The organism is Skermania sp. ID1734, from assembly GCF_007489285.1.
In the GTDB taxonomy this organism is placed as follows: domain Bacteria; phylum Actinomycetota; class Actinomycetes; order Mycobacteriales; family Mycobacteriaceae; genus ID1734.
In genome coordinates, this window is sequence record NZ_VLIY01000002.1 from 51,865 (window position 1) to 73,760 (window position 21,896).

Annotated in this window: 10 protein-coding genes and 1 pseudogene; 5 read left to right on the plus strand and 6 right to left on the minus strand. The window is 65.6% G+C overall.

Translation table 11 applies throughout. The features are described from left to right. Positions 1-14: 14 nt before the first annotated feature. Together FOS14_RS02395 and FOS14_RS02400 are read left to right on the plus strand one after the other, a co-directional pair. Positions 15-3,461 carry a non-ribosomal peptide synthetase gene (locus FOS14_RS02395; RefSeq protein WP_143768674.1) on the plus strand — a complete coding sequence of 1,149 codons (3,447 nt, stop codon included), beginning with the start codon at positions 15-17 and terminating at the stop codon, positions 3,459-3,461. Between the two features lie 9 nt (positions 3,462-3,470). After that, positions 3,471-4,760: a SidA/IucD/PvdA family monooxygenase gene (locus FOS14_RS02400; RefSeq protein WP_255450015.1), complete on the plus strand. Its 1,290-nt coding sequence runs from the start codon at positions 3,471-3,473 to the stop codon at positions 4,758-4,760. Here the strand turns inward: FOS14_RS02400 and FOS14_RS02405 are convergent. From FOS14_RS02405 to FOS14_RS02420, 4 genes and pseudogenes are all read right to left on the minus strand, one after another. Next, positions 4,735-5,469, minus strand: coding sequence for a siderophore-interacting protein (locus tag FOS14_RS02405; RefSeq protein WP_143768675.1), 735 nt, complete (start codon positions 5,467-5,469; stop codon positions 4,735-4,737). The genes FOS14_RS02400 and FOS14_RS02405 overlap by 26 nt on opposite strands. Next, positions 5,466-6,320 (minus strand): ABC transporter ATP-binding protein, encoded by an 855-nt coding sequence (locus FOS14_RS02410; RefSeq protein WP_143768676.1) that lies wholly within the window; start codon positions 6,318-6,320, stop codon positions 5,466-5,468. The genes FOS14_RS02405 and FOS14_RS02410 overlap by 4 nt, the downstream gene beginning before the upstream one ends. Then, the gene (locus tag FOS14_RS02415) at positions 6,317-7,375 is read right to left on the minus strand and encodes an iron chelate uptake ABC transporter family permease subunit (RefSeq protein WP_143768677.1); all 1,059 of its coding nucleotides are present in this window, start codon (positions 7,373-7,375) and stop codon (positions 6,317-6,319) included. Before FOS14_RS02415 ends, FOS14_RS02410 begins: the two co-directional genes overlap by 4 nt. After that, positions 7,372-8,361, minus strand: a pseudogene (locus FOS14_RS02420) (FecCD family ABC transporter permease); the annotation flags it as partial. The gene FOS14_RS02415 and the pseudogene FOS14_RS02420, both read right to left, overlap by 4 nt. A gap of 326 nt (positions 8,362-8,687) precedes the next feature. Between FOS14_RS02420 and FOS14_RS02425 the strand changes: the two are divergent. From FOS14_RS02425 to FOS14_RS02435, 3 genes are all read left to right on the plus strand, one after another. Then, complete coding sequence (locus FOS14_RS02425; protein WP_255450050.1) at positions 8,688-9,086, plus strand: PaaI family thioesterase; 399 nt, start codon at positions 8,688-8,690, stop codon at positions 9,084-9,086. Positions 9,087-9,163: 77 nt separating this feature from the next. Continuing rightward, the gene (locus FOS14_RS02430) at positions 9,164-10,162 is read left to right on the plus strand and encodes an ABC transporter substrate-binding protein (protein WP_143768680.1); all 999 of its coding nucleotides are present in this window, start codon (positions 9,164-9,166) and stop codon (positions 10,160-10,162) included. Continuing rightward, a complete protein-coding gene (locus tag FOS14_RS02435) occupies positions 10,159-11,517 on the plus strand; it encodes a SagB family peptide dehydrogenase (RefSeq protein ID WP_143768681.1) in 1,359 nt (452 codons plus the stop codon). Before FOS14_RS02430 ends, FOS14_RS02435 begins: the two co-directional genes overlap by 4 nt. A gap of 1 nt (position 11,518) precedes the next feature. On the opposite strand, the gene FOS14_RS02440 is transcribed toward FOS14_RS02435, so the two are convergent. Further along, entirely contained in the window at positions 11,519-16,138 is a 4,620-nt protein-coding gene (locus FOS14_RS02440; protein WP_185981577.1) for a non-ribosomal peptide synthetase, read from the minus strand. After that, positions 16,120-21,879, minus strand: a complete 5,760-nt coding sequence (locus FOS14_RS02445; protein WP_143768683.1) for a non-ribosomal peptide synthetase — start codon at positions 21,877-21,879, stop codon at positions 16,120-16,122. The genes FOS14_RS02440 and FOS14_RS02445 overlap by 19 nt, the downstream gene beginning before the upstream one ends. Positions 21,880-21,896: the final 17 nt, after the last annotated feature.

Below are 21,896 nucleotides of genomic sequence, written 5' to 3' on the forward strand. Positions count from 1 at the left end.
AACGAGGAGAAACGGTGACGGACGCACCGGGCGGCAGCGAGTCCATTCGCGCGCAGATCGCAGCGCAATTGGCCATCGCGCCCGATCTGATCGATGACAACGCGGATCTGATTCAGCTCGGTTTGGACTCGATCCGCATGATGCGGCTGGCAGGCACCTGGCGCAAAGCCGGGTTCAACGTCAACTTTGCCGAGTTGGCCGCAGCGCCCACCGTCGGCGAGTGGGCTCGGATGCTCACTACGGCGGCTACCGAAGAACCAGCAGTGTCTGTCCCGGCGAGCCGCCATGCCGACGAGAACTTTCCGCTGGCCCCCATGCAACACGCATATTGGGTAGGCCGCGGCGACGGGCCCGAGCTCGGCGGGGTCGCCGCCCACCTCTACGTTGAATTCGACAGCGTTACAGTCAATCCGGCCCGACTCCGCGCCGCAGTACATCAGCTTGCCTCGATACATCCGATGCTGCGCGTGCAATTCAACGCCGACGGCACCCAGCGCGTCCTCGCGGAGCCGCATCCCGAGATCTTCACGGTCCACGACCTGCGCGACCAAGGTGCCGCCGACATCACCGACAGCCTCGCGCACCTCCGAGAAACCAAGTCACATCAACGACTTGACGTGCACGACGGGCGCGTCCTCGATGTTACTCTGACCTTGTTGCCGGACAACTCCGCTCGCCTGCACGTGGACGTGGACATGCTCGCCGCGGATGCAATGAGCTATCGGTTGTTGCTTGCCGATCTTGCCGCCCTCTACCGCGGCTCGCGACTTTCACCGGCCGCGTTCGAGTTTCGCGACTATCTGTCCGCAGCCCCGGCGAACTCGCCGGTGTACGAGCGGGACCGGGCGTGGTGGCAGCAGCGGTTACCCGAACTCCCGGCCGCACCGGAATTGCCGCTGATCCCCGAAAGCCAACGGCGGCAACCACACCGGGTCGAGCGGCTCCATCACTGGTTCGATCCGGCCGCCGCGGAGCGACTCAGGACCGGTGCGCACGGTCGCGGCGTCACCCCGGCCATGGCGCTTGCGGCGGTCTTCGCGGAGACGATCGGCCGCTGGTCGGCGCAGCCGCAATTCCTGCTCAATGTGCCACTGTTTCACCGGCAATCGATGCATCCCGATATCGACCGGGTCGTGGGTGACTTCACCTCCTCGGTGTTACTGGACGTCGATGTCGCCGCGCCCGCCACCGTGGTGGAACGCGCTCGGGCGCTGCAGGAAACCATGCACCGCAATGCGTCCCACGGCAGTTACGGCGGCCTCGAGGTTCTCCGGGATCTTGCCCGGCTACGCGGCGAGCCGGTGCTGGCACCGATCGTGTACACCAGTGCGCTGAACCTCGGCGAGCTGTTTGCGACCGAGGTACGCGAAACGTTCGGCACGCCGGTATGGATTGTGTCGCAAGGACCGCAGGTGCTGCTCGACGCGCAAGTCACCGAGCTCGACGGCGGGTTGCTGGTGAACTGGGATGTCCGCGCCGAGGCCTTTCCCGCTGGCGTGGTGCAAACGATGTTCGATCAGTACGTCAGTGCGATCGTCCGACTGTGCGAGGGCGAGGCCGGATGGACGGCCGAATCCCGCCCGCAGCTGCCAATCGATCAGCGAACCGTGCGCAGCGCTGTCAACGACACGAGCGGACCGCTGCCGAAACAGACGCTGCACCAAGGCTTCTTCGAACATGCGGCGAAGGTTCCGGACGCGCCCGCGCTGATCTGGGGTCAAGCGAACGTCCTCAGCTACGGCGATGTCGCCGCTCGCGCCCTCGCCGTGGCCGGTGCGTTGCTGGGCGAAGGCGTCCGTAACGGCCAGAACGTGGTGATCCACTTGCCGAAAGGACCTGAGCAGGTCATCGCCGCGCTGGGCGTCCTGGCCACCGGAGCCACCTACGTGCCCGTCGCCGTTGATCAGCCAGCCGCACGGCGTCGCCAAATCATCGACACGAGCGATGCCGTCCTTGTCATCAGCCGCTCGGACGTGCCCGGTACGCACACGCTGATTTACGAAACCGCCCTTGGGAAACCGCCGTTGGCCCAGCCGCTCTACAGTGACCCGGAAGACGCCGCCTACATCTTGTTCACCTCCGGCTCGACGGGCACTCCGAAGGGTGTGGTCGTGCCGCACCGGGCGGCGATGAACACCATCTGTGACCTCGTCGACAGGTTCGGCATCGGGCCGGGCGACCGTTCGCTTGCGGTGTCGGCCTTCGAGTTCGACCTTTCCGTTTTCGACATCTTTGCGCTGCTGCACGCCGGGGGAGCGGTCGTCACGGTCACCGATGATGAGCGGGGCGACGCGCAGTGCTGGTCCGAATCGATTCGACGCCATGCGGTTAGGGTCCTCAACTGTGTGCCGAGCGTGCTGGACATGCTGCTGAATGTGGGCGGACTCGGTGATTCCCTGCGAGCCGTGCTTCTCGGTGGGGACTGGGTCGGTGTCGATCTGCCGCTGCGACTGTCCCATCAGGTGCCGGGGGCTCGGTTTGCCGGGCTCGGCGGTGCGACCGAGACCGCGATTCACTCGACCATCTGCGAGATCAGCGATCCGCCGGCGCACTGGCCGGCGGTGCCGTACGGAACACCGTTGCGAAACGTGCTGTGTCGCGTGGTCGACGGGTTCGGCGCAGACTGCCCCGACTGGGTCTGTGGTGAGCTGTGGATCGGCGGCGCTGGCGTGGCACGCGGCTACCACAACGACCCGGAACGCAGTGCCGCGCAGTTCGTCACATACAACGGCGAACGGTGGTACCGAACGGGGGATCTGGCGAGATATTGGCCGGATGGGACACTGGAATTCCTGGGCCGCGCCGATCATCGGGTGAAGATTCGAGGACACCGTATCGAACTAGGCGAGGTCGAGGCGGCGTTACGGTCGGTCACCGGCGTGCATCTGGCGGTTGCGGTGGCGATTTCGAATTCGGCGCCGACCTTGGCCGCCGTGGTTGCTCGGGAACCAACCTCGGAATCCTTGACAGGCCAGGAGATTCGCTCCCAGCTCGCCAGCCTGCTACCGGCGTACATGGTGCCGAACACGATCGTTGTTGTTGCGGCGCTGCCGCTGTCGGCGAACGGCAAACTTGACCGGAAGGCCGCGGCGCAGTTGGCGCAGCGGGAACTCGCCGGTGTCGACGGTAGTGACGCCGCCCCGGACAGTGCTTTGGAACGCGCACTCATCGACATCATCGGCGGCGTACTCGGCGTCGAGGTCGGTGTTGAGGACGACTTCTTCGCCCTCGGTGGCGATTCCGTCATGGCGACCGCGGTAGTTGCCCGGATACGGGAGTGGCTGGACGCGCCGAACGCGGTCGTCGCCGATCTTTTCACCGCGCGCACGGTCCGGGCGCTGGCGCCCCGGCTGGATTCTGCGGATGCCGTCGCTGGTCGGCTCGAGCAGGTGGCGCAGGTGTATCTGGAAGTCTCAGCCATGGACGAGTCGGAGCTAGCTGCACTAGCGGTCGGAAGGTAGGGCAACAACGTGCAGACTCTGCTGGTGGTCGGCGCCGGTCCCAAAGCCGTTGCAGTAGCGGCCAAGGCGGCGGCGATGCGCGCAGCCGGTGTGCCGGCACCCCGGATCATCGCGGTGGAGCCGAACACTGTTGCGGGCAATTGGCTGTCCGGCAGCGGTTGGACCGACGGCAATCAGCGGCTCGGGACATCGCCGGAAAAGGACGTCGGCTTTCCCTACGGATCGCACTTGGGCCAAGGAAGCTCACGCGAAATCAACCGAATCATGATGTCGCGCAGCTGGTCCTCCTTTCTCGTCGAGCATTCGATGTTTGCGGAATGGATCGATAGGGGCAGACCACATCCGCAACACCACCTCTGGGCGAAATATCTGCAATGGGTGGCTGCCGAGGTCGGGCTCAAGCGGGTCGCCGGGCGGGTCACCCAACTCGGTGTGGACGGCGGCAGTTGGCGGGTCACCGTGGCAGGTAACGGCGCTGACGAAAGCGTCATCGCCGCCGATGCCGTCATGATCACCGGGCCGGGCCCGAGCGACCGGAAGCTGCTGGATCATCCCCGGGTGCTCAGCATCGCAGAGTTCTGGGATCTCACCGGGCGCCGGCAGCTTCCTGCCGCTTCGCACGCAGCCGTGATCGGCGGCGGCGAGACGGCGGGCTCGGCGCTCGACGAGCTGGTCCGCCACGACGCCATGCTGATTTCGGTGATCTCCCCGAACGCGACCCTCTACACGCGGGGGGAAAGCTACTTCGAGAACTCGTTGTTCAGCGATCCGTCGCGCTGGTCGGCGCTGAGTCCGCAGGAGCGGCGGGAGGTGATTCGTCGCACCGACCGCGGTGTCTTCTCGGTGCGCGTACAGGATGCGCTCCTGGGCGACAACCGGATCCATCATCTGCAGGGACGGGTGGTTGCGGCGTACGCCGACGACGACCTGGTTGCCCTCTCGCTGCACAACGAAACTCGGCCGCAACGGACCTGCCGATTCGACCTTGTCGTCGATGCCACCGGCGGAAACCCGCTGTGGTTCACCGAGTTGCTCGACGACGCCGCCACCGACATCCTCGAGTTGGCTGTCGGCTGGCCTATCAACCAGGACCGGCTCGAGACGGTCATCGACTACGACCTGTCCGTCAGCGGATTGCGCCCGAAGCTGTTCCTGCCCAATCTTGCCGGCATTGCTCAGGGGCCGGGGTTCGCGAATCTCAGCTGCCTGGGGGCCCTGTCGGATCGAGTGCTGCGCTCCGGTCTTGTGGCGGACGCTGCCGCGACCGCAACCGCTATTTCCAGTACGCCTGGGACTTGATCGCCTTACGGTTCAGGCGAAACCGGTGCCGCAGCAGGCTGGTGACCGCCCGCGTCGTCTTGAAATCACATGCCACAAAGCCGAAATGGTCGTGGGCATCGAAAGCGGCATCGGCAACAGCGGCGACGAGGCTGGCGCCATCGGCACCGCGCTGCACCCATACGACGTCGGTATGTGCCGTCTGGGCAAGCGGAATGGACCTGTCGCTGGAATGCACCCATTCGACCCATACCCGTGCAGGGACGTCGCCGATCGCGCCGAGCAGCGAGTTGATCGCCGGGATCGACGCCGTGTCACCCACGATGAGATAACCCTTTGGCGCCGTCTCGGGCAGTTCGAAATTCGTGCCCAGCACGCTCGCCGTGATCGTGTCGCCGGGCTGGGCTGCCAGCGCCCACCGCGCGGCATTGCCGTCATGGATGGCGAACTCGACGTCGAAGGTGTCGGCCGCGCGATCCGGGTCGACGAGGGTGTAGCCGCGCTGGTGCAGCTTCGAGCCGTTGGGGAACCACATCCGGATCCACATGGTGGGGTGTATCGGGCGGTCGTCGAGCAATCCGCCGGCGTTGAAACTCAGCCGGATGTAGTTGTCGGTGATGGCACGTTTGCCGGTCACCGTCAATTGGTAGTCGTTGGCGCCGAATGCCTTCAGTAATGCGCCCTGCAATCCGCGGTGTCCGGTCGAGGCCTCGTGGTTCTCGATGGTCATTGCGTCCCTTCCTGCGCGGCGCGCCGCGGCTTGCGATCGGTTGCGTCGATGACATGGCGAGTGCCGATCGGCACGATGAGCGGACGGTCGGAGACAGGGTCGTCGATGACGGCCGCTTCCAAGCCGAAGACTGCGAACAACATTTCTTCCGTGATGATTTCCGCCGGCGGTCCGGCAGCAACGATGTGGCCGTCCCGCATGACGATCAGCCGATCGCTGTAGCGCACCGCGAGATTGAGATCGTGCAGCACCATCACGACCGTGCGGCCGAGCTCAGAGTGCAACCGGTCGATCAGATCCAGCACTTCCACCGAGTGCGCCAAATCGAGGTATGTCGTCGGTTCATCCAGGAGCAGAATGCCGGTGCCCTGCGCCAGCGCCATCGAGATCCACGCGCGCTGGCGTTGCCCGCCGGACAACTCGTCGAGACACCGGTCGGCCAGATCGGTAATACCGGTGAGCTGCAAGGCCTTGTTAACCTCGTCAGCATCGTCGGCGGACCACTGCCGCAGCCACGATTGATGCGGATGTCTGCCACGGGCAACAAGTTCAGCCACTGTCAGGCCTTCGGGAGCCAACGGCGACTGGGGGAGAAGGCCGAGTCGCTGTGCGATGTCGCGGCGCCGCCACTGCGAGATCGCCTTGCCGTCGAGCACCACCTCGCCGGCCTTCGGCTCCAGCAAGCGACCGAAGGCACGCAGCAGCGTCGACTTGCCGCAGCCGTTCGGGCCGATAATCGTTGTGACCAGGCCGGGTTGAATGTCCAGGTCGAGTCCATCGACGACGATCCGTCTGCCGTAGCCAAGTTGCAGACCTGCGGCCCGCAGCGGCTGGTTCGATCGAGCGCTCACACCGACCTCCGCAGATTGGTTTGGACAAGCAGGTACACGAGAAACACGGCACCGAGCGCCGAGGTGACGATGCCGACGGGAAGCTCCACGGGCAGCATCGTTCTGGCGACGATGTCGGCGGCGACGACGATCACGGCCCCGACCACGGCCGAGGTGAGCACCGGTTCGATTGGGCGGCGCAACAAGTACCGCGAAATTTGCGGTGCCGACAATGCCACGAACCCGATTGGACCGGTAGCGGCGGTAGCCAACGACGCCAGCACCACGGCCAGCGCCAACGCAGCTGCCTGACTGCGTTGGAGGTCGACGCCGAGCGACATCGCCTTGTCCGCGCCAAAACGCAGTGCCGCAATAGTTCTGGACAGATACATCGCCAATCCGGTCGCTGCGGCAAGGCCGATCGTGAGCGGGCCGACCTGTGACCACGTTGCCGAGTTCACCGAGCCGTTGAGCCACACCTGCGCGCGGGCGACGTCGACGATGTCGGCGTACACGAGCAGCCACGAAATCACCGCCAGCAGCAGCGCGTTCAGACCGATGCCGATCAGGACGATCCGCAGTCCGCTGAAACCCGTCGGGCCGCTGCGCCAAGCCAACACGTAGAGCAGTAGCGCGGTCGCCGCGCCACCGACCAAGGCCGCGGTGAAGGTGCCGCCAACGGCGAACAGGCCACCCGCTAGTCCAGCACCGCCCGCAACGATGAAAGCGACCGCCGCGCAGGCCGACCCGGTAGTGATACCCAGCATGTCCGGGCCTGCCAACGGGTTACGAAGAATCGATTGCGTCAGCGCCCCGGCGACACCGAGTGCTGCGCCGGCGAGCGCCGCGACCACCGCGCGCGGCATTCGGACGTCCAACACGATGTAGCGCTGTGCACGAGTTCCGCCGCCGGACAGCACATCGAGCACCTGGGCGACCGACAGCGGGAAATCGCCGCGGCCGATGTCAATGCATGCCAACAGCAAAGCCACCGCCACGAGCGCCGCGACGATCAATGTCGCCGTCGGGCGCCGGACGCCGGAAACGGGACCGAGCTTAGTAAGGAGCGTGCTCACGGCGCCACCGGTACCTTGCGGCGGACTAGCGCAATAAACACCGGCGCGCCGATCAGCGCTGTCACAATCCCGACGTGCAACTCGGCCGGCGCCACGACAATCCGGCCCACGATGTCGGCCACCAGTAGCGTCAGCCCACCCAGCAGCGCCGAATACGGCACCAGCCAGCGGTAATCCGGACCGACCCAGCCCCGCGCCAGGTGCGGGACGATCAGACCGATGAACGCGATGGGTCCGCACGCGGCCGTCGCGGCCCCGGCCAGCAAGGTGATCGACAGCAGGCCGATCACCCGCGCACCGGCGACGTTGATACCGAGCGACCGCGCGACGTCGTCACCCAGATTCAGACCGTTCAGAGCCGGAATGTTGATCACCGCGAGCACCAGGCCGACAGCGAGAAACGGCAGCACCTGCCAGAAAACGCTGATGTCGCGCCCGGCCGCGGACCCCACCACCCAGAGTCGGTAACCGTCGAGGCTGAAGGTGTCTTGCAGCACAAGCGCATTCGTCAACGCCTGCAATCCGAATGTTATTGCGGCGCCGGCGAGCGCGAGGTTCAGCGGCGACGCGTTACCGCCGCCGACGGAGGCGACGCCGAACACGACGATGCCCGCCACCAGCGAACCGGCAAGTGCGAACCAGACGTACTGGTCGGGGTTGCGCAGACCGAACGCGTACATCGAGATGACTACCAGCAGGGCAGCGCCGGCGGTCAGGCCGAGCAGACCGGGATCCGCGAGCGGGTTGCGGGTGTGCCCCTGAATGAGTGCCCCGGCAGTGCCGAGCGCGATGCCGACCGCGAGGCACAACACCGTCCGCGGCAACCGCAACGAGGTGACGATCTGGTCGGTCGGCAAGCCGGTCGGGGACACCAGCGCATGCCAGATGCCAGACAGGGGGATGGCCTGCGCGCCGACGACGATACCGAGCACGCCGGCGGCGACAACGATTGTCGTCAGCGCGGCCAGGCCCGCTTGCCGGCGTCGGTGTGCGGTCACGGTGCCGTGTTCTCCCCAGTTCGACAACCACTTGTTGGTTAGGTAAACCTACCCTACACTCACGTCCGGTAATTCGTTGGGCCGTTGCCGGTGTCCTGAGGGCTGCAGTGACTCTCGGTCCTTACCCGCGATGGGCCCCGCACCGAAGCTGGCGCGGGGCCCATCGGTGTCTTTCTGGTGCGTTCGTGTACTGCTAGATACCAGAGGAATTGGACTCGGCAGTACCGGAACACCGGTCGCCGCTCGAGATGATCGCGGAGGCTCAGATGACACACGCCCCGGAGCAGGACTGGCATTCGGTGACGCCCGAGGAGATGACCCGCTGGGGTGCCAAGGGATTCGACGGCGTCATCGGCCTGCAATACGACGAACTGACTCCCGACCGGGTGCGTGCGCACTGGACGGTGGGGCCCGCGATGCATCAGCCGTTCGGGATCACCCATGGTGGCGTGTACTGCTCGGTTATCGAGTCGCTGGCGAGCCTCGCGGCCGGGTTATGGCTCGGACCCAAGGGGCGCGTGGTCGGCGTCAACAACAACACCGACTTTCTTCGAGCGGTGAGCGAAGGAACCCTGCACGCCGAGGCGCTGCCGATCCACCGCGGGCGCTCCCAGCAGTTGTGGCAGGTCAGTATCACCGATGAGCAGCAGCGGCTGGTCGCGCGCGGTCAGGTCCGCATTCAGAACCTCACATCCCCGCCAGCCGACGCCTGACGGTCCCACCGCACCCTCCGATTGAGGTTAGGCTAACCTAGCTAGCGCAGATTCGGTCGGCCGAAAGGGGCTCGGGAATGAGGATCGGCAATCGGCATCACAGGCTCGGCGGGCCCGTGGTCGCCCTGACGGCCGCGTTGGCCGCGTTGGCCGCGGTGGTGGCCCTGGCGACGGCCTGTTCGTCGAATCCGAGTGATCCCTCCGCGGGCGCGGATGCGGTGACCATCGCGCACGCGCAAGGAAAGACGACGATCGACGGCGTGCCGAAGCGGATTGTCGCGCTGGGCAATCAGTGGCTCGACGCCACGTTGGCGCTCGGCGTTGTACCGGTTGCCTACGTCGACAATGTCGCCGTGATCGCCGGCGGTAAAACGCCGCCATGGGAACCCGCGTCGCTGAGCCAGTCGAAGGCGTTGAAGTCCAGCGGCGACATCACCGAGCAGGTAGCGGCGCTCAACCCGGATCTCATTCTCGCGCCGGGCTTCATGGTGGACAAGGCGATGTATGACCGGCTTTCCGGAGTCGCACCCACCATCCCTGGACTGACCAACGCCCAAATCGATTCCTGGAGCCAGCAAATCGAGGTGCTCGGCAAGGTTCTGCACAAGCAAGGTCAGGCCAAGCAGGTGATCGCCGGAGTCGACGGCAAGATCGACGCGGTCGCACAGCGACTTCCGGGTTTGCGGGGCAAGACTTTCATCACCACGTTGCTCGCCAGCCCGTCCCAACTGATGGTGCTGGCCGATCCGAAAGACGGTGCCAGCGAGGTGTTCGCACGCCTCGGCATGCACATTCCGCAGCACATCGTCGATGCCGCTCCGGGCGGCGGGCGGTTGGCGCTCTCGGCGGAGCGGGTCGGCGACCTGGACGCCGACCTGGTGGTCGCCGCAGCGATGGGCGGCATGGAAAAGACATTCACCAGCCTGCCGGGGTACTCGTCGCTGCCAGCGGTCCGCAAAAAAAGTGTCGCGTTCGTCAACCTCACCGACGCCAGCGGGCTGAACCAGCCGACCGCGCTGTCGTTGCCGTATTTGCTCAACGTCCTCGAACCGGCACTCGCGAACGCCGCACAATGACCCCTGCCGAGTCGACCGTGTCCCTGCGGCCGGGTGCGCGCTGCCTGATCTCGGCGACCGGGGCAGTGCTGTTGCCGGAGAAGGTATCGCTGACCGCACTGACGCCGGCGCAAGCTGCCCTGCTGCGTCGCCTCAGTACCGGCGAGACGGTCTCTAGTCATGCCGCACACGAACCGGAGTGCGCCGGCCTGCTCGATCGCCTCAGCGACGGCGGATGGTTGGTGAAAACTGTCCTGCTCGACGGCAACGAACTGTATGAGGTGATGCCGTTCGCAGGTCCTAATCTAACTGATACCCAAGAGCTCCCAGCGGACAAGCCACTGATCCTGTCGAAATTCACTGTGCTGCGTAGGGATGGTGACAGTCTCGTCATGGAGAACCCGCGATCGTGGTGTGACCTGAAGCTTTTCGACGCGCGGGTGCTCGCCGTTGCCACCGGCGCGACGAGCCCGGCCGACGCCGACCTTCCGGAATCGGTCGTGAGTCAGCTCGTCACCGACCTCCAAGCGGGCGGATTCGTCGTCACCGCGGAATCGATCGAAGACACCGACTTCGCCCTGCGCAGTTGGAGCGCACACGAATTGTGGTTTCACCGTCGCAGCACGCTCGGTGCACGGGTGCAGAGTTGGGCCCACTTCGGGCCCACGAAATGGGCGTCGAGCTCTTTCCCGCCGCTGCCGACACGACACCGGCCTGGGTCCAAATCCGCCGTGCTGCTGGCGACTCCCGATCTCGACACGCTCGAAATCACCGATGTGACGCTGACCGACGCCATCGAGCGGCGTGCCTCGTGTCGGGCCTACGATGACGCCGCACCGATCACGGTCGATCAGCTTGGCGAGCTGCTGTATCGGTGCGCTCGCACGCGTGGGTCGAGAGTAGTTGACCGCGAGGAACTTCCGTCCCGACCGTATCCGTCGGGCGGAAGCATTTACGAACTCGAACTGTATCCGGTGGTGCGCTGCGCGGACGGGCTTGCCCAGGGCATGTATCACTACAACTCCTTCGACCACGCGCTGGAGCTGATTGCCGACGCAGACCATCCCGCGATCGAACGCCTGCTGAGCCCATCCGCCCTGACGCTCGAGGACGGTCGGCAGCCACAGGTACTGATAGTGATTGCCGCGCGGGCCGGCCGGGTGATGTGGGCGTACGAGCAGATGCCGTACGCGCTGATCCTCAAACACGTCGGCGTGCTGACCCAGAATCTCTACCTGGTTGCCACGGCCATGGGGCTCGGCGCGGTGGCACAGGGTTACAGCGACACCGCGGCATTTGCCGACATCACCGGCACCGACGAGCTCGTCGAGTGCAATGTCGGTGCAGTCGTCGTCGGTAGTCCGGCGCGACACTGACCTACATCACACTCGCAATTGCGACGATCGCGTCCTGCCACAGCGTCGCAAGCTGCTGCGCCTCATCTGCCGTGAACAGATCTTGACCCCACCGCCACGTGGTGAGTAACTGCGGGCCTTCCGGTCTCGGCACGACCACGGCGGCAACGTCGAGCGCGTAGTGCATCGGCAATTGTGGCTCCGGATCGAGCGGCACCAACCTCTGCCACGCTGGATCCATGACTGGTTGCCAATTGTCAGACGAGGACTGCGCGGCCAAATCGAAGCGGCCCAGGTAGTTGAACTCGATCTGCGGTGTCGCACAACCGCATAGCTCGGCGTCTTTTCGAACGTACCGCAGCAGACCGTAATCAAGGCCGCGGTCCGGAATGCTCCGCAGTTGCTCGTTTACAGCATTCAACAGTGCGAGTACCGCATCCGGATCACGGCCTGCGGTGTCGACATCCACGTCTGATTCAGCGCCGAATCGGACCGGATAGACCGAGGTGAACCAGCCCACCGTGCGTGTTGTATCGACGCCGAGTAGGTCGTCTTCGCGCCCGTGCCCTTCCAGCGCCACGAGCGTCCCACATGTCGGGTCCTCGCCGCGGCGGCGGCGCCAGCTGGCGACGGTTATGGTGAGTGCGGTCAGCAGCACATCGCGAATCCCGATATCGCCGTTGGGACGTCGCAACAGTTTGCCGGTCAGGTCGGCGGGCGTGAGCGCCTCAACGACGGCGAGGCTTGCCCAGGTATCCCGGCGAGGATCCGGCCTGCGCGAGCCGAGTACCGGGTCCGCGCCCCGACATTGGGCGATCCAGTAATCCCGGCTTGCCTCTGGTTGGAGCGTTGTCGCCCGTTCGGACAGCAGCCGGGAGAATTCACGATAGCTCGTGTACTCGGCGGTAATCGCCGGTGTCTGTCGGTTCTGGATCCGGGCGCCCGCGGTGGCGACATCGTCGAGCAGAATGTGCCACGACACGGCGTCGGTGGCCAGATGGTGAATTACCAAGAGCAGCAAGCCATCCCCGTCTGCCCGCTCGAACCATACCGCGCGAAGCATCACACCGTTGTGCGGCTCGATTTTGTCGATGGTCGGGCGGATGACGTCGGCAATGATGGGCTCGATGTCACCGACTACCGGAACATGGTCGAGAAGCTCAGTCGCGCTGACTGTTCCGTGGGGGCGCGCTACGAGGACTGGTTGACCGTCGCGCAACTCCAGTTGCGCGCGCAGCGCTGGATGGCCATCGACGATCGCCTGCAGAAGCGCTTCGATGTCCGCGCGTTCGGCAGTACGCGGCACCGTGACGAAGGCCGACTGCGTGAATCGCCGATACTCTCTGGCCTCGAGCATCCAGCGCAGCACCGGAAGTGGCCACAGCTCGCCGGTGTCGTCGACAGCAGGCGGCTGCACGGCGGGCGCCGGGCTCGTCACTGCGGCGGCCAAGTCCCGAACCGACGGATGCAGCAACACCACTCGGGGGGTGATCGCTATGCCGAGTCGGCGAGCGCGGTCGACCAGCGAGATCGCGACGATGCTGTCCATTCCGAGGTCGAAGAAGTCGTCGTCGATGCCGATTGTGGGGACGGCATCCGGTGTTTGGGCGACCGCTTCGGCGACCACGCTGCAGAGTTGGCGTTCGAGTTCGGTGCGTGGTTGTGCGCCTCGCTCGCCCGCCTCGGCCATCGCGGCACGGGCCAGCTCCCGCAATGCGTGGGCATCGATCTTCCCGTGCGCGGTCAGGGGCAGCTGCGCGCGCGCGACGATCCGGGCCGGCACCATGTACGCCGGCAGACTGCCGGTCAGCTGTGCACGTAGGTCGGGCCGGTGGCCGTGCCCGGATTCCGTCGCCACCAAGCCGACCAACACCGAACCGCCGGACCGCGGTAGCGCGACGACGTGCGCGCTTGTCACTCCCGGCAGGCCACGGAGCGCCACCTCGATCTCACCGAGTTCGATCCGATAACCACGCACCTTGACCTGGTTGTCGCGGCGGCCCAGGAACTCGAGACTGCCGTCGGTCCGGTAGCGCACCAAGTCCCCGGTGCGATACATACGCTGGCCCGGACGAAACGGGTCAGCGACGAAACTAGTTGCGGTGGTTGCCGGTTGGTCGTGATAGCCGCGGGTGATCTGAGGGCCGGAAAGGTACAGTTCGCCGGCCACTCCGGTGGGCGCCGGTCGCATCCCGGAATCCAGCACATGCGCCGCCGTTCCGGCCGTCGGTTCACCGATCGTCGGTTGCGCCGCCGTCGCCACCCCCATCTGTGCGTGATTCTTCACCGCCCGCGGTGAAAAATCACGCACAGGGGCGGGGGCGGGGGCAGGGGTTGTGGCAGTGCGGATCGACGCGACCATAGCCTCGACGGTGGTCTCGGTCGGGCCGTAGCAGTTGTAGACGTCCGCACGCTCGAGGGATCGGAGCAGTCGCCACGTGTCGGGCGCGATGGCCTCGCCGCCGAGGGCGAGCACCGAAAGGTGTTGGTGGGCACCCGCCTGCCGCAACTGGGCGAACATCGACGGTGACGTGTCGATCATGTCGAGCTGGTGCTCGATGATGCCGTCCACGAGGCGCTGGGCGTCGCGCATTTCCTCGGCATCGAACAGGTGGATCGCATGACCGTCCAACAGTCCGACGAGCGGTTGCCATGATGCGTCGAAACTCAACGACCAGGCATGGGCGATGCGTAACTTGCGGCCCAGCCGGGCGACGGCGGGTCGGTACACCCGCTCGCGATGATCGGCGAAATAGCTGACCACGGCTCGGTGGGTACCGATGACGCCCTTGGGAAGGCCGGTCGACCCGGACGTGAAGATCAGATAGGCGGCATTGTCTGGATGCGCGGCGGGGCGTGCACCGGGCAGCGTTGCGGTCGGCGCGGGGTCGTCGAGATTGAGCAGACCCAATCTGCCGTGACACAGCGACTCGGACTCGGTTGCCGTGATGATCACCGCCGGGTTCGCCTGGGCCAGGAGAACATCGATGCGTTCCTGGGGGAGTGTCACGTCCACCGGAACGTAGGCGGCACCGCACTCCAGCACGGCCAAGAGGGCAACGACGCTCCGGGTACTGCGCGGCAGCACTAGGGCGACAACGTCTTCCGGTCCGATGCCAAGACCACGAAGTCGATGCGCCAGTTCAGCGACGGCCGTGTGTAGTTCGCGGTAGGTGTACCGCTCGCCCTTCGCTGTCAGTGCGATTGCGTCCGGGGTCGCCGTCGCCTGGCTGGTGAAGAGGCCCGAGACGGTTGCGGCCGGATCGATAAGAGGTGCGGCGGAGTGGGTGCCGCGGGAGCGCTCGCAGTCCAGTAGCACATCGAGACGGTCCGGTGAGTCCGCGGAACGGTCGGGAAGTTGTTCGAGGACCCGCAGCACCCGCGAGCCGATATCGGCGCCGGACCAGCGCCGCACCACATCCGGTGTCGCCTCGACAAGAACGACCAACTCGTCATCACGAAGGTATGCCACCACAGTCAGCGGGTAGTGGGCGAGGCTTTCCATGGTGACCGGCAGAAATCGAGTGCCGTCGGCGGTGGTCACCGGATTGGTTGCCGCCTCGATGGGCGCGTTCTCGAAGAGGAACAGCGTGTCGAACAGCGCCGGATGACCGGCGGCGCGCTGCACGGCAGACAGACTGACGAAGCTGAGCTCACGCATCGCGGCGAACTCGCGCTGCAGCCGCTGACAGTGCTGCACAACGTTTGTCGACGCGTCGAGGACCGCCACGGTGGGCACCGTGTTGATGAACAGTCCGATCATCGATTCGACGCCGTCGAGAACGTCCGGGCGTCCGGACACGGTGGTGCCGAAGACGACGTCGCGCCGGTCCGCGAGCCGGCTCAGCGTCAGCGCCCACGCGAACTGCACGGCCGTGCTCATGGTGAGTCCATGCGTGCGGCACCAGTATTGCAGTGCCGCTGTGGCTGTCCGACCGAGCGCTACCCGAGTGCGTTGTGGCTCGGCCGCTCCCACACTGGTGGTGTCGGCGTCGAACAGCAGCAACGGCTCCTCGATCGGCTTGAGGTAATCCGCCCAGCGCTGCACCGCGCCGAGGTGATCCTGGCGCTGCAGCCACGCAATGTAGTCACGGTAGGGTCGCACCGGAGGAAGCGACTCACCCTGTCCGCCAGCATCATAGGCGGCGACGAGTTCGGTGCAGAATACCGCCGCGGACCAGCCGTCCATGAGCAGGTGGTGGGCGGTGACCAGAAGCCGGCGCCGCGGCACATCGCCGGGAGAACTCACGTGCACCAACACGATTCGCAGCGCAGGCCCGCGCGCGAGGTCGAACGGACGCAAGCGCTCCTCGGTGGCCAGCGCATCGAAGTCTTCGGCGGCTGCATCGGTTTCACGCAACGGCACCGTGACCGATGCCGGCACGACCTGGACAGGTTTGGCAACGTTGCGGTCCCAGAACGACACCCGGAGGTTAGGGTGGCGCCGCAACACCACCGCGACGCTGGCTCGTAGTCGGTTCGAATCGAGTGGACCGGTGATGTCGACGACGAACTGCATTGTGTAGACATCGATTCCACCGTCGGCGTCACTGGCCAGCTTGGCGAGCGAAAAGAGTCCTTCCTGTAAAGGGCTGAGGGCGAGCACATCTTCGATATTCCCGCTCATCCCTCCGCCTCCCATGCGGCTGCCAAGCCAGCCAGCTCAGCGTCGCTGAGACCAGATGCCGACATCGGCGCCGAGCGATGGTCTTCCACCACGGTCGCGTCATCCACGGCCGCCGCGAGATCACGAATCGTGAAGTGCTCGAAGACAAGCTGCGGTGTCAGCGGCACACCGAGCTCGTTTGCGCGCACCGCCCATTGGATCGACATCACGCTGTCGCCGCCCAGCGCGAAGAAGCCGTCGTCGGGTGCCACCTCGTCGATCTCGAGCAACTCGGCAAGCAGGTCGGCAAGAACGCGCTCCGTCTCGGACATCGCGGAGGTGCTCGACCGCACCGGTTCGGATACCACGGTGGTCGTCGGGGCGCCGATGTGCACGTTGCCATGTACGTCCCAACGAGCTGGTATGCCCGTGCGGAACAACCGCGAGTCGCGTGCAAACGGATCGGCGACGAATCGGCAGGCGGTGCGCGCCGGGTCGTCGTGATAACCGACGGCGAGCGCCGGGCCACCGAGGTAAAGCTCGCCAACAACGTTGTGCGGCACGGGACGCATCCGTGCATCGAGCACCAGGCGCCGGCCAACCTCGCCGCACACTTCGGAGCGCCACTGGTCGCTGCGGCACATCGAGTGCGGCGCGAGCGCGGTAAGTACTTCTGCCGTTACCGGCGCCAATTCGGTTGTGCGCCAGGAGCGCACCGATGGCAGCATCGATACTCCGGAATGCGCTATGTTGGCGAGCGCCTGCGGCCGGCAAACCACATCGGTTACTTGATGCTCCACGATGACCTGGGCCAGTAGCGCCGCGTCGTCGATCTCATGATCGCAAACAAGCAGCATCGTCGCCGAAGCCGCCAGCCCGGCACGGACTTCCGATAGCAATTGGGGATCATCGGCAGGTAGCGCCAACAACCGGACGTCGGGGGCGCCACAGCTCGCCGGGACGCGCGCGGCTGCAGCGGCGACTGCGGCGGGAGCCACCAACAGTCCGTCGGACACAACGCATTCGCGGTGTGCCAAGGCCTGAAGTTTGCCCAGCGCCGTATCGACCGGCGCGGCGGGCGTGGCGGCGACAAGACGGATCCCCTCGGCATCGAACACTGCGGGCAAGGGCGATGTTTGACTGCTTCGGCTCCACTCGCCGAGGACCCGCTGGGCGCGCTCCGCACCGAGTACGTCGATATCCGCGACCGCCATATCAGGTGCGGCGGCGAAAGCCTCGAAAACCGACCGCAGCCCACTGGCCAGCATCTCGACGGTGTCTGACTCGTAAAGGTCGCTGTTGGCGACGATGCGCGCGGAAATCGACTCGTCCGGCCGCACCGCAAAGCTGACGTTGATGTCGAGGAAGGACGTGTCGAACTCGACCGGCCGCAGTGTCATCGTGGTCTGCGCGGCGTCGTCGAGTACGTAGGCGCTCTCGGTGTCGTGGAAGTGAATCATCACCTGAAACAGCGGGTTCCGCGCCCGCGTGCGTCGAGGTGCCAGCGCGTCAACGAGTCGTTCGATCGGCACTTCCTGGTGGACGAACGCCGTCAGTGCCGTGTCCCGGCAGCGTTGCAGCAACGTCCGCACCGAGGGGTTACCCGCGAGGTCGCAGCGCAAGACCACCATGTTGGCAAACAGGCCGACGAGGCCAGCCATAGCCGGGTCACTGCGACCATCCACCGGCGTTCCCAGCGCGATGTCGTCGCCGGCGCCAAGCCGGCACAGGAGTGTGGCCAGCGCGGCTTGGCAGACCATGAATTCGGTGGCACCGCTGGCAACCGCCAGTTCGCGCAGCCGATTTCTCGTCACGGCGGAAATCTCGAACGACGCGATTTCGCCGTGCTTACCGAGCGCGACGGGGCGCGGGTGGTCGGTGGCGACGGTGATCGAATCCGGAATCCCGGCCAGCGCGGTACGCCAATGTTCGATCTCCGACCGACCGAATTCCGCTGCGGCCGAATCGGTGCCGGCGTCATCGAAGATGGCGCGTTGCCACAGCGCGTAGTCGGCGTACTCGATGCCGCCGTCACTGTGGGTGACGACATTGCGGTCGCGGCGAACACGGTACGCGTCGATCACCTCCGACCGGAATACGGCGAAAGATGCGTGATCGGCGACGATGTGATGCATCAGTATCGACAGCACCCGCGAACTTTCACCCAGTACAAAAAGTTCGGCCCGCACGAGCGGTTCAGCGTCGATCACAAAGGCGTGCCCCGCAATCCGAGCCAGCTCGCCCTCCAGTTCGGTTGCATCGACATGGGTAATTGGCACCGGGATACGCATACCCGGATCGATGTGTTGGCATGGGACGCCGTCGAATTCCGGGAAGGTAGTGCGCAGTGCGGAATGGCGGGCGACGACGTCGTTGATTGCCGCGGCCAACGCTTCGTCGTCCACCGGACCATCTATCTCGATGGTGAAGGGTAGGTTGCCCACCGAACTCGGGCCGTCCATCCGGTACTGGAACCACATGGCCAACTGGGGATAGGACAGCGGTATTCGGTGTGGCCGTGGACCGCGGGTCAGCGGTGGACGCTGCGCGGCCGAGGCGGGGGGTGCGGTAGCCGGCATTTCTTCGCCGGTTTCGTCGAGGTCGATGCCGAACTCGTCGATCACGAGGGCACGAATGTGGTGGGCGAGCCCGGCGACGGTCGGGTGGTCGAAGGGAACCCGCAGCTCCACCTCCACGCCGAACTCCGCGCGGATCAACGTCACCAGGCGGGCCGCCAGCATCGAGTGCCCGCCGAGATCGAAGAAGGAATCGTCGCGACCGACCCGTTCGACGCCGAACAACTCGCCAAACATCGCGCCCAACCGGATCTCGGTGGCTGTCGCGGGGGCGCGGAACGGCTGTGGGGCGTTCGCAGTGGGATCCGGCAGCGCAGCGCGATCGAGCTTGCCGTGCGCGGTCAGCGGAATCTCGGCAAGACCGACGAAGCTTGCCGGAACCATGTGCTCGGGCAGGATCCGCGCGACGGCGGCGCGCACCTCATCAAGCACCGTCTGCGTCGGCGACCCATCGCTGCCCACGATGTAGGCGACGAGCGCGGCATCCGCGCTGCCTTGGCTGCGCGCGAGCACTACGCAGCGGGCCACCTCTGGGTGCGGCTCGATGGCCTCCTCAATTTCGCCGAGTTCGACGCGATAGCCGCGAATCTTGACCTGATCGTCCGCGCGGCCCTGGAAGACGATGTCACCATCGGGGTTTCGGTAGGCCACATCGCCGGTGCGATACAAGCGCGTGCCGTGGCCGAACGGATCGGCGACAAAGTGCTGTGCCGATAGGCCCGGTCGGTGCAGGTATCCCCGCGCGAGTTGGTCTCCGCCGAGGTAGATTTCGCCAGCCACACCGTCGGGCACCAACTGCAGATTGCCGTCGAGAATGTAAAGGGACACATTGCGGTTGGGACGGCCGATCGGCGCGGTACGGGTGCCTTGCGGTCCGCGCACCGGGAAATGCGTTGCCGCCACGACACCCTCGGTGGGTCCGTAGTTGTTCGACAACTCGGCGTCGAAGACGCTGAAGAACCGATCGGCAATCTCGCCTGGTAACGCCTCCCCACCGACCGGCACATGCCGCACGTGTTGCCAGCCACCGACGGCAGGTAGCTGCAGGATCGTGCTCAGCACTGACGGCACCATGTGCAAAACGGTGACCTGCTCGCGAGCGACCAGTTCGGCGATGTAGCGGAGGTCGCGGAAGCCGTTGGGACGAGCGATGATCACGCACGCGCCGAGGGTCAGAGTCGCAAATATTTCGAAAATGGAGGCGTCGAAGCTGACCGACGACGTGTGCAACACCCGATCCGCTGGCGTGACGCCGATGTCGGCGTGCACCCCGCGCAAGTGTTGCGCGATCGCGCGATGCGGTACTGGAACGCCTTTCGGTGCCCCGGTCGATCCGGAGGTGTAGATGATGTACGCCAGATGATCAGGCAGCAAGGGCGCGATGCGGTCTGCGTCGTTCGGCGCTGTCTCGGGATAGGAGCAGGCCGCGGCGCAGGCGTCGGCAAATGTCGGCGCATCGAGAATGAGTTGTGGGCGGGCGTCATTGGTCAGGTACTCGATACGCTGCGGTGGGTACGCCGGATCGACGGGCAGGTAGGTGGCTCCCGCGTGCAGGACGGCGATGGCCGCGACGATGAAATCGGCTGAGCCGTCGAGCTCGAGCGCCACTACCTGCTCCGGCCCGATGCCCTGGCCGATGATCCAGTGTGCGAGTTGTGCCGCCCGGCTGTGCAGTTCGCCGTACGTCCATTGTTTGCCGGTGGTGTCATCGATGACGGCGATGCGGTTCGGGCCCTGCGCGGCCTGCCGCTCGAGCAGTTCGGTCAGCGTCTCAGCCGGGTATGCCGTACGGACGCCTTGGGACGCCCGCAGGAGGTCCTTCGCCTCGGCGGCGCTGGTCAGTGCCAGCCGATCGAGACGCTCGTCGGGGTGCTGAATTGCGTTGTCCAGCAACTCTATATAGCTCGCCAGTATCCGCTCGACCTGGCGGCGGTCGAACGCCTGCGGGTGGAACCGCGCCTCGACCACCGGGCCACCGTGGCCGTTGAGCACCACAGCGATTTCGAGTGGTAGTTCGGCCGTTGCCCGGCCCAGTTGCAGGGGAGTGCTGGAGATACCTTCGAGTGCAAACCCGTTGACGTCATTGCGCATACTGAACGCGACACCGCTGAGCGCCCCGACACCATCGATTCCGGCACGCTGGTTGCGCAGTTCGCGCAGAATGCGGTCGATCCCGACGTCGTGCTGGGCGAGTGCTGCGGTCCAGTCGCTGGCCTTACGCGCAACAGCCTCGGTGAAGCTGCTGTCCAGTCGAACTCCACAGCGGACTGGGAGCGTGTTACCGAAATAGCCGATGACGCCGGAACTGTGCGGGCGCCGCTGCGAAACGGGAACCATGGTGACGAAGTCGGTGGTTCCGCTGAGCCGGGCCAGAGCAGCGTCCGACGCAGCAAACAGCACGACGAACGGTGTCGTGGCGTGGCGACGCGCGGTGTCGCGGATGCGGCCGACAAGCTCCGGCGCAAGCGTCTTGGTGCACAGCGCAGCCGTGGCCGAGCCGTGGTCGGTTTGGCCGGGGAAAGTCAACGGCTGTGGTAACGACGCCAATTGCGCACGCCAATAGTCGATGGCGGCGGGTTCGGGCTCCCTGTCCTCCTGGTGGGCAGTTCCCCGGATTTGTGCGAGCGGAGCGCCGTTGTAGGAAGCGTTGAGGTCGTCGAAAAACGCCCCCCACGATTCGTCGTCCCAGCAGATGTGGTGGATCACCATAATCAGGACGTGCTCGGCGTCGCTGGTCCGCACGAGGGTCACCCGGATCGGCAAGTCGGTGGAAATGTCGAACGGCCGGCCGGATTCGCGGCGCATGAGAACCGCGAGGCGGCGTGCTCGTCCGGCTTCCGGGATGTCGCCGATGTCGACGCTGCGCCAAGCAATTTCAACAGCTTCGTGGACCACCCGACCCGGCCGGCCCGCGTCATCCAGGGCGTACGTACTGCGCAGCACATCGTGACGTTCGACAACGGCGCGAAATGCGGCGTGCAGCCGGTTCACGTCGAGCGGCCCGGTGAATTGGAACGCGACGCTGATGTTGAGCGTCGTATCGGTCGGATCGCTATTGTGCCGCAGCCAGATCCGGCGCTGGCCCGGCGACATAACCGGTTCGACAGGTGCCGCCGGGTTCGCGGCATCGGCGGTCAGACCGGCGTCGAGGAGACGTTGCCGCAACAGTTGCTTGCGGCGGTCGAGCAGGGTATCCGACATGCGTGGTGGTCCTCTGG

What these genes read in the sequence shown, in the direction of transcription:
- FOS14_RS02435 (WP_143768681.1), top strand. Translation starts at nt 10,159, where the DNA reads ATGACCCCTGCCGAGTCGACCGTGTCCCTGCGGCCGGGTGCGCGCTGC.
- FOS14_RS02440 (WP_185981577.1), bottom strand. Translation starts at nt 16,138, where the DNA reads ATGGGAGGCGGAGGGATGAGCGGGAATATCGAAGATGTGCTCGCCCTC.
- FOS14_RS02445 (WP_143768683.1), bottom strand. Translation starts at nt 21,879, where the DNA reads ATGTCGGATACCCTGCTCGACCGCCGCAAGCAACTGTTGCGGCAACGT.
- FOS14_RS02430 (WP_143768680.1), top strand. Translation starts at nt 9,164, where the DNA reads ATGAGGATCGGCAATCGGCATCACAGGCTCGGCGGGCCCGTGGTCGCC.
- FOS14_RS02425 (WP_255450050.1), top strand. Translation starts at nt 8,688, where the DNA reads ATGACCCGCTGGGGTGCCAAGGGATTCGACGGCGTCATCGGCCTGCAA.
- FOS14_RS02405 (WP_143768675.1), bottom strand. Translation starts at nt 5,469, where the DNA reads ATGACCATCGAGAACCACGAGGCCTCGACCGGACACCGCGGATTGCAG.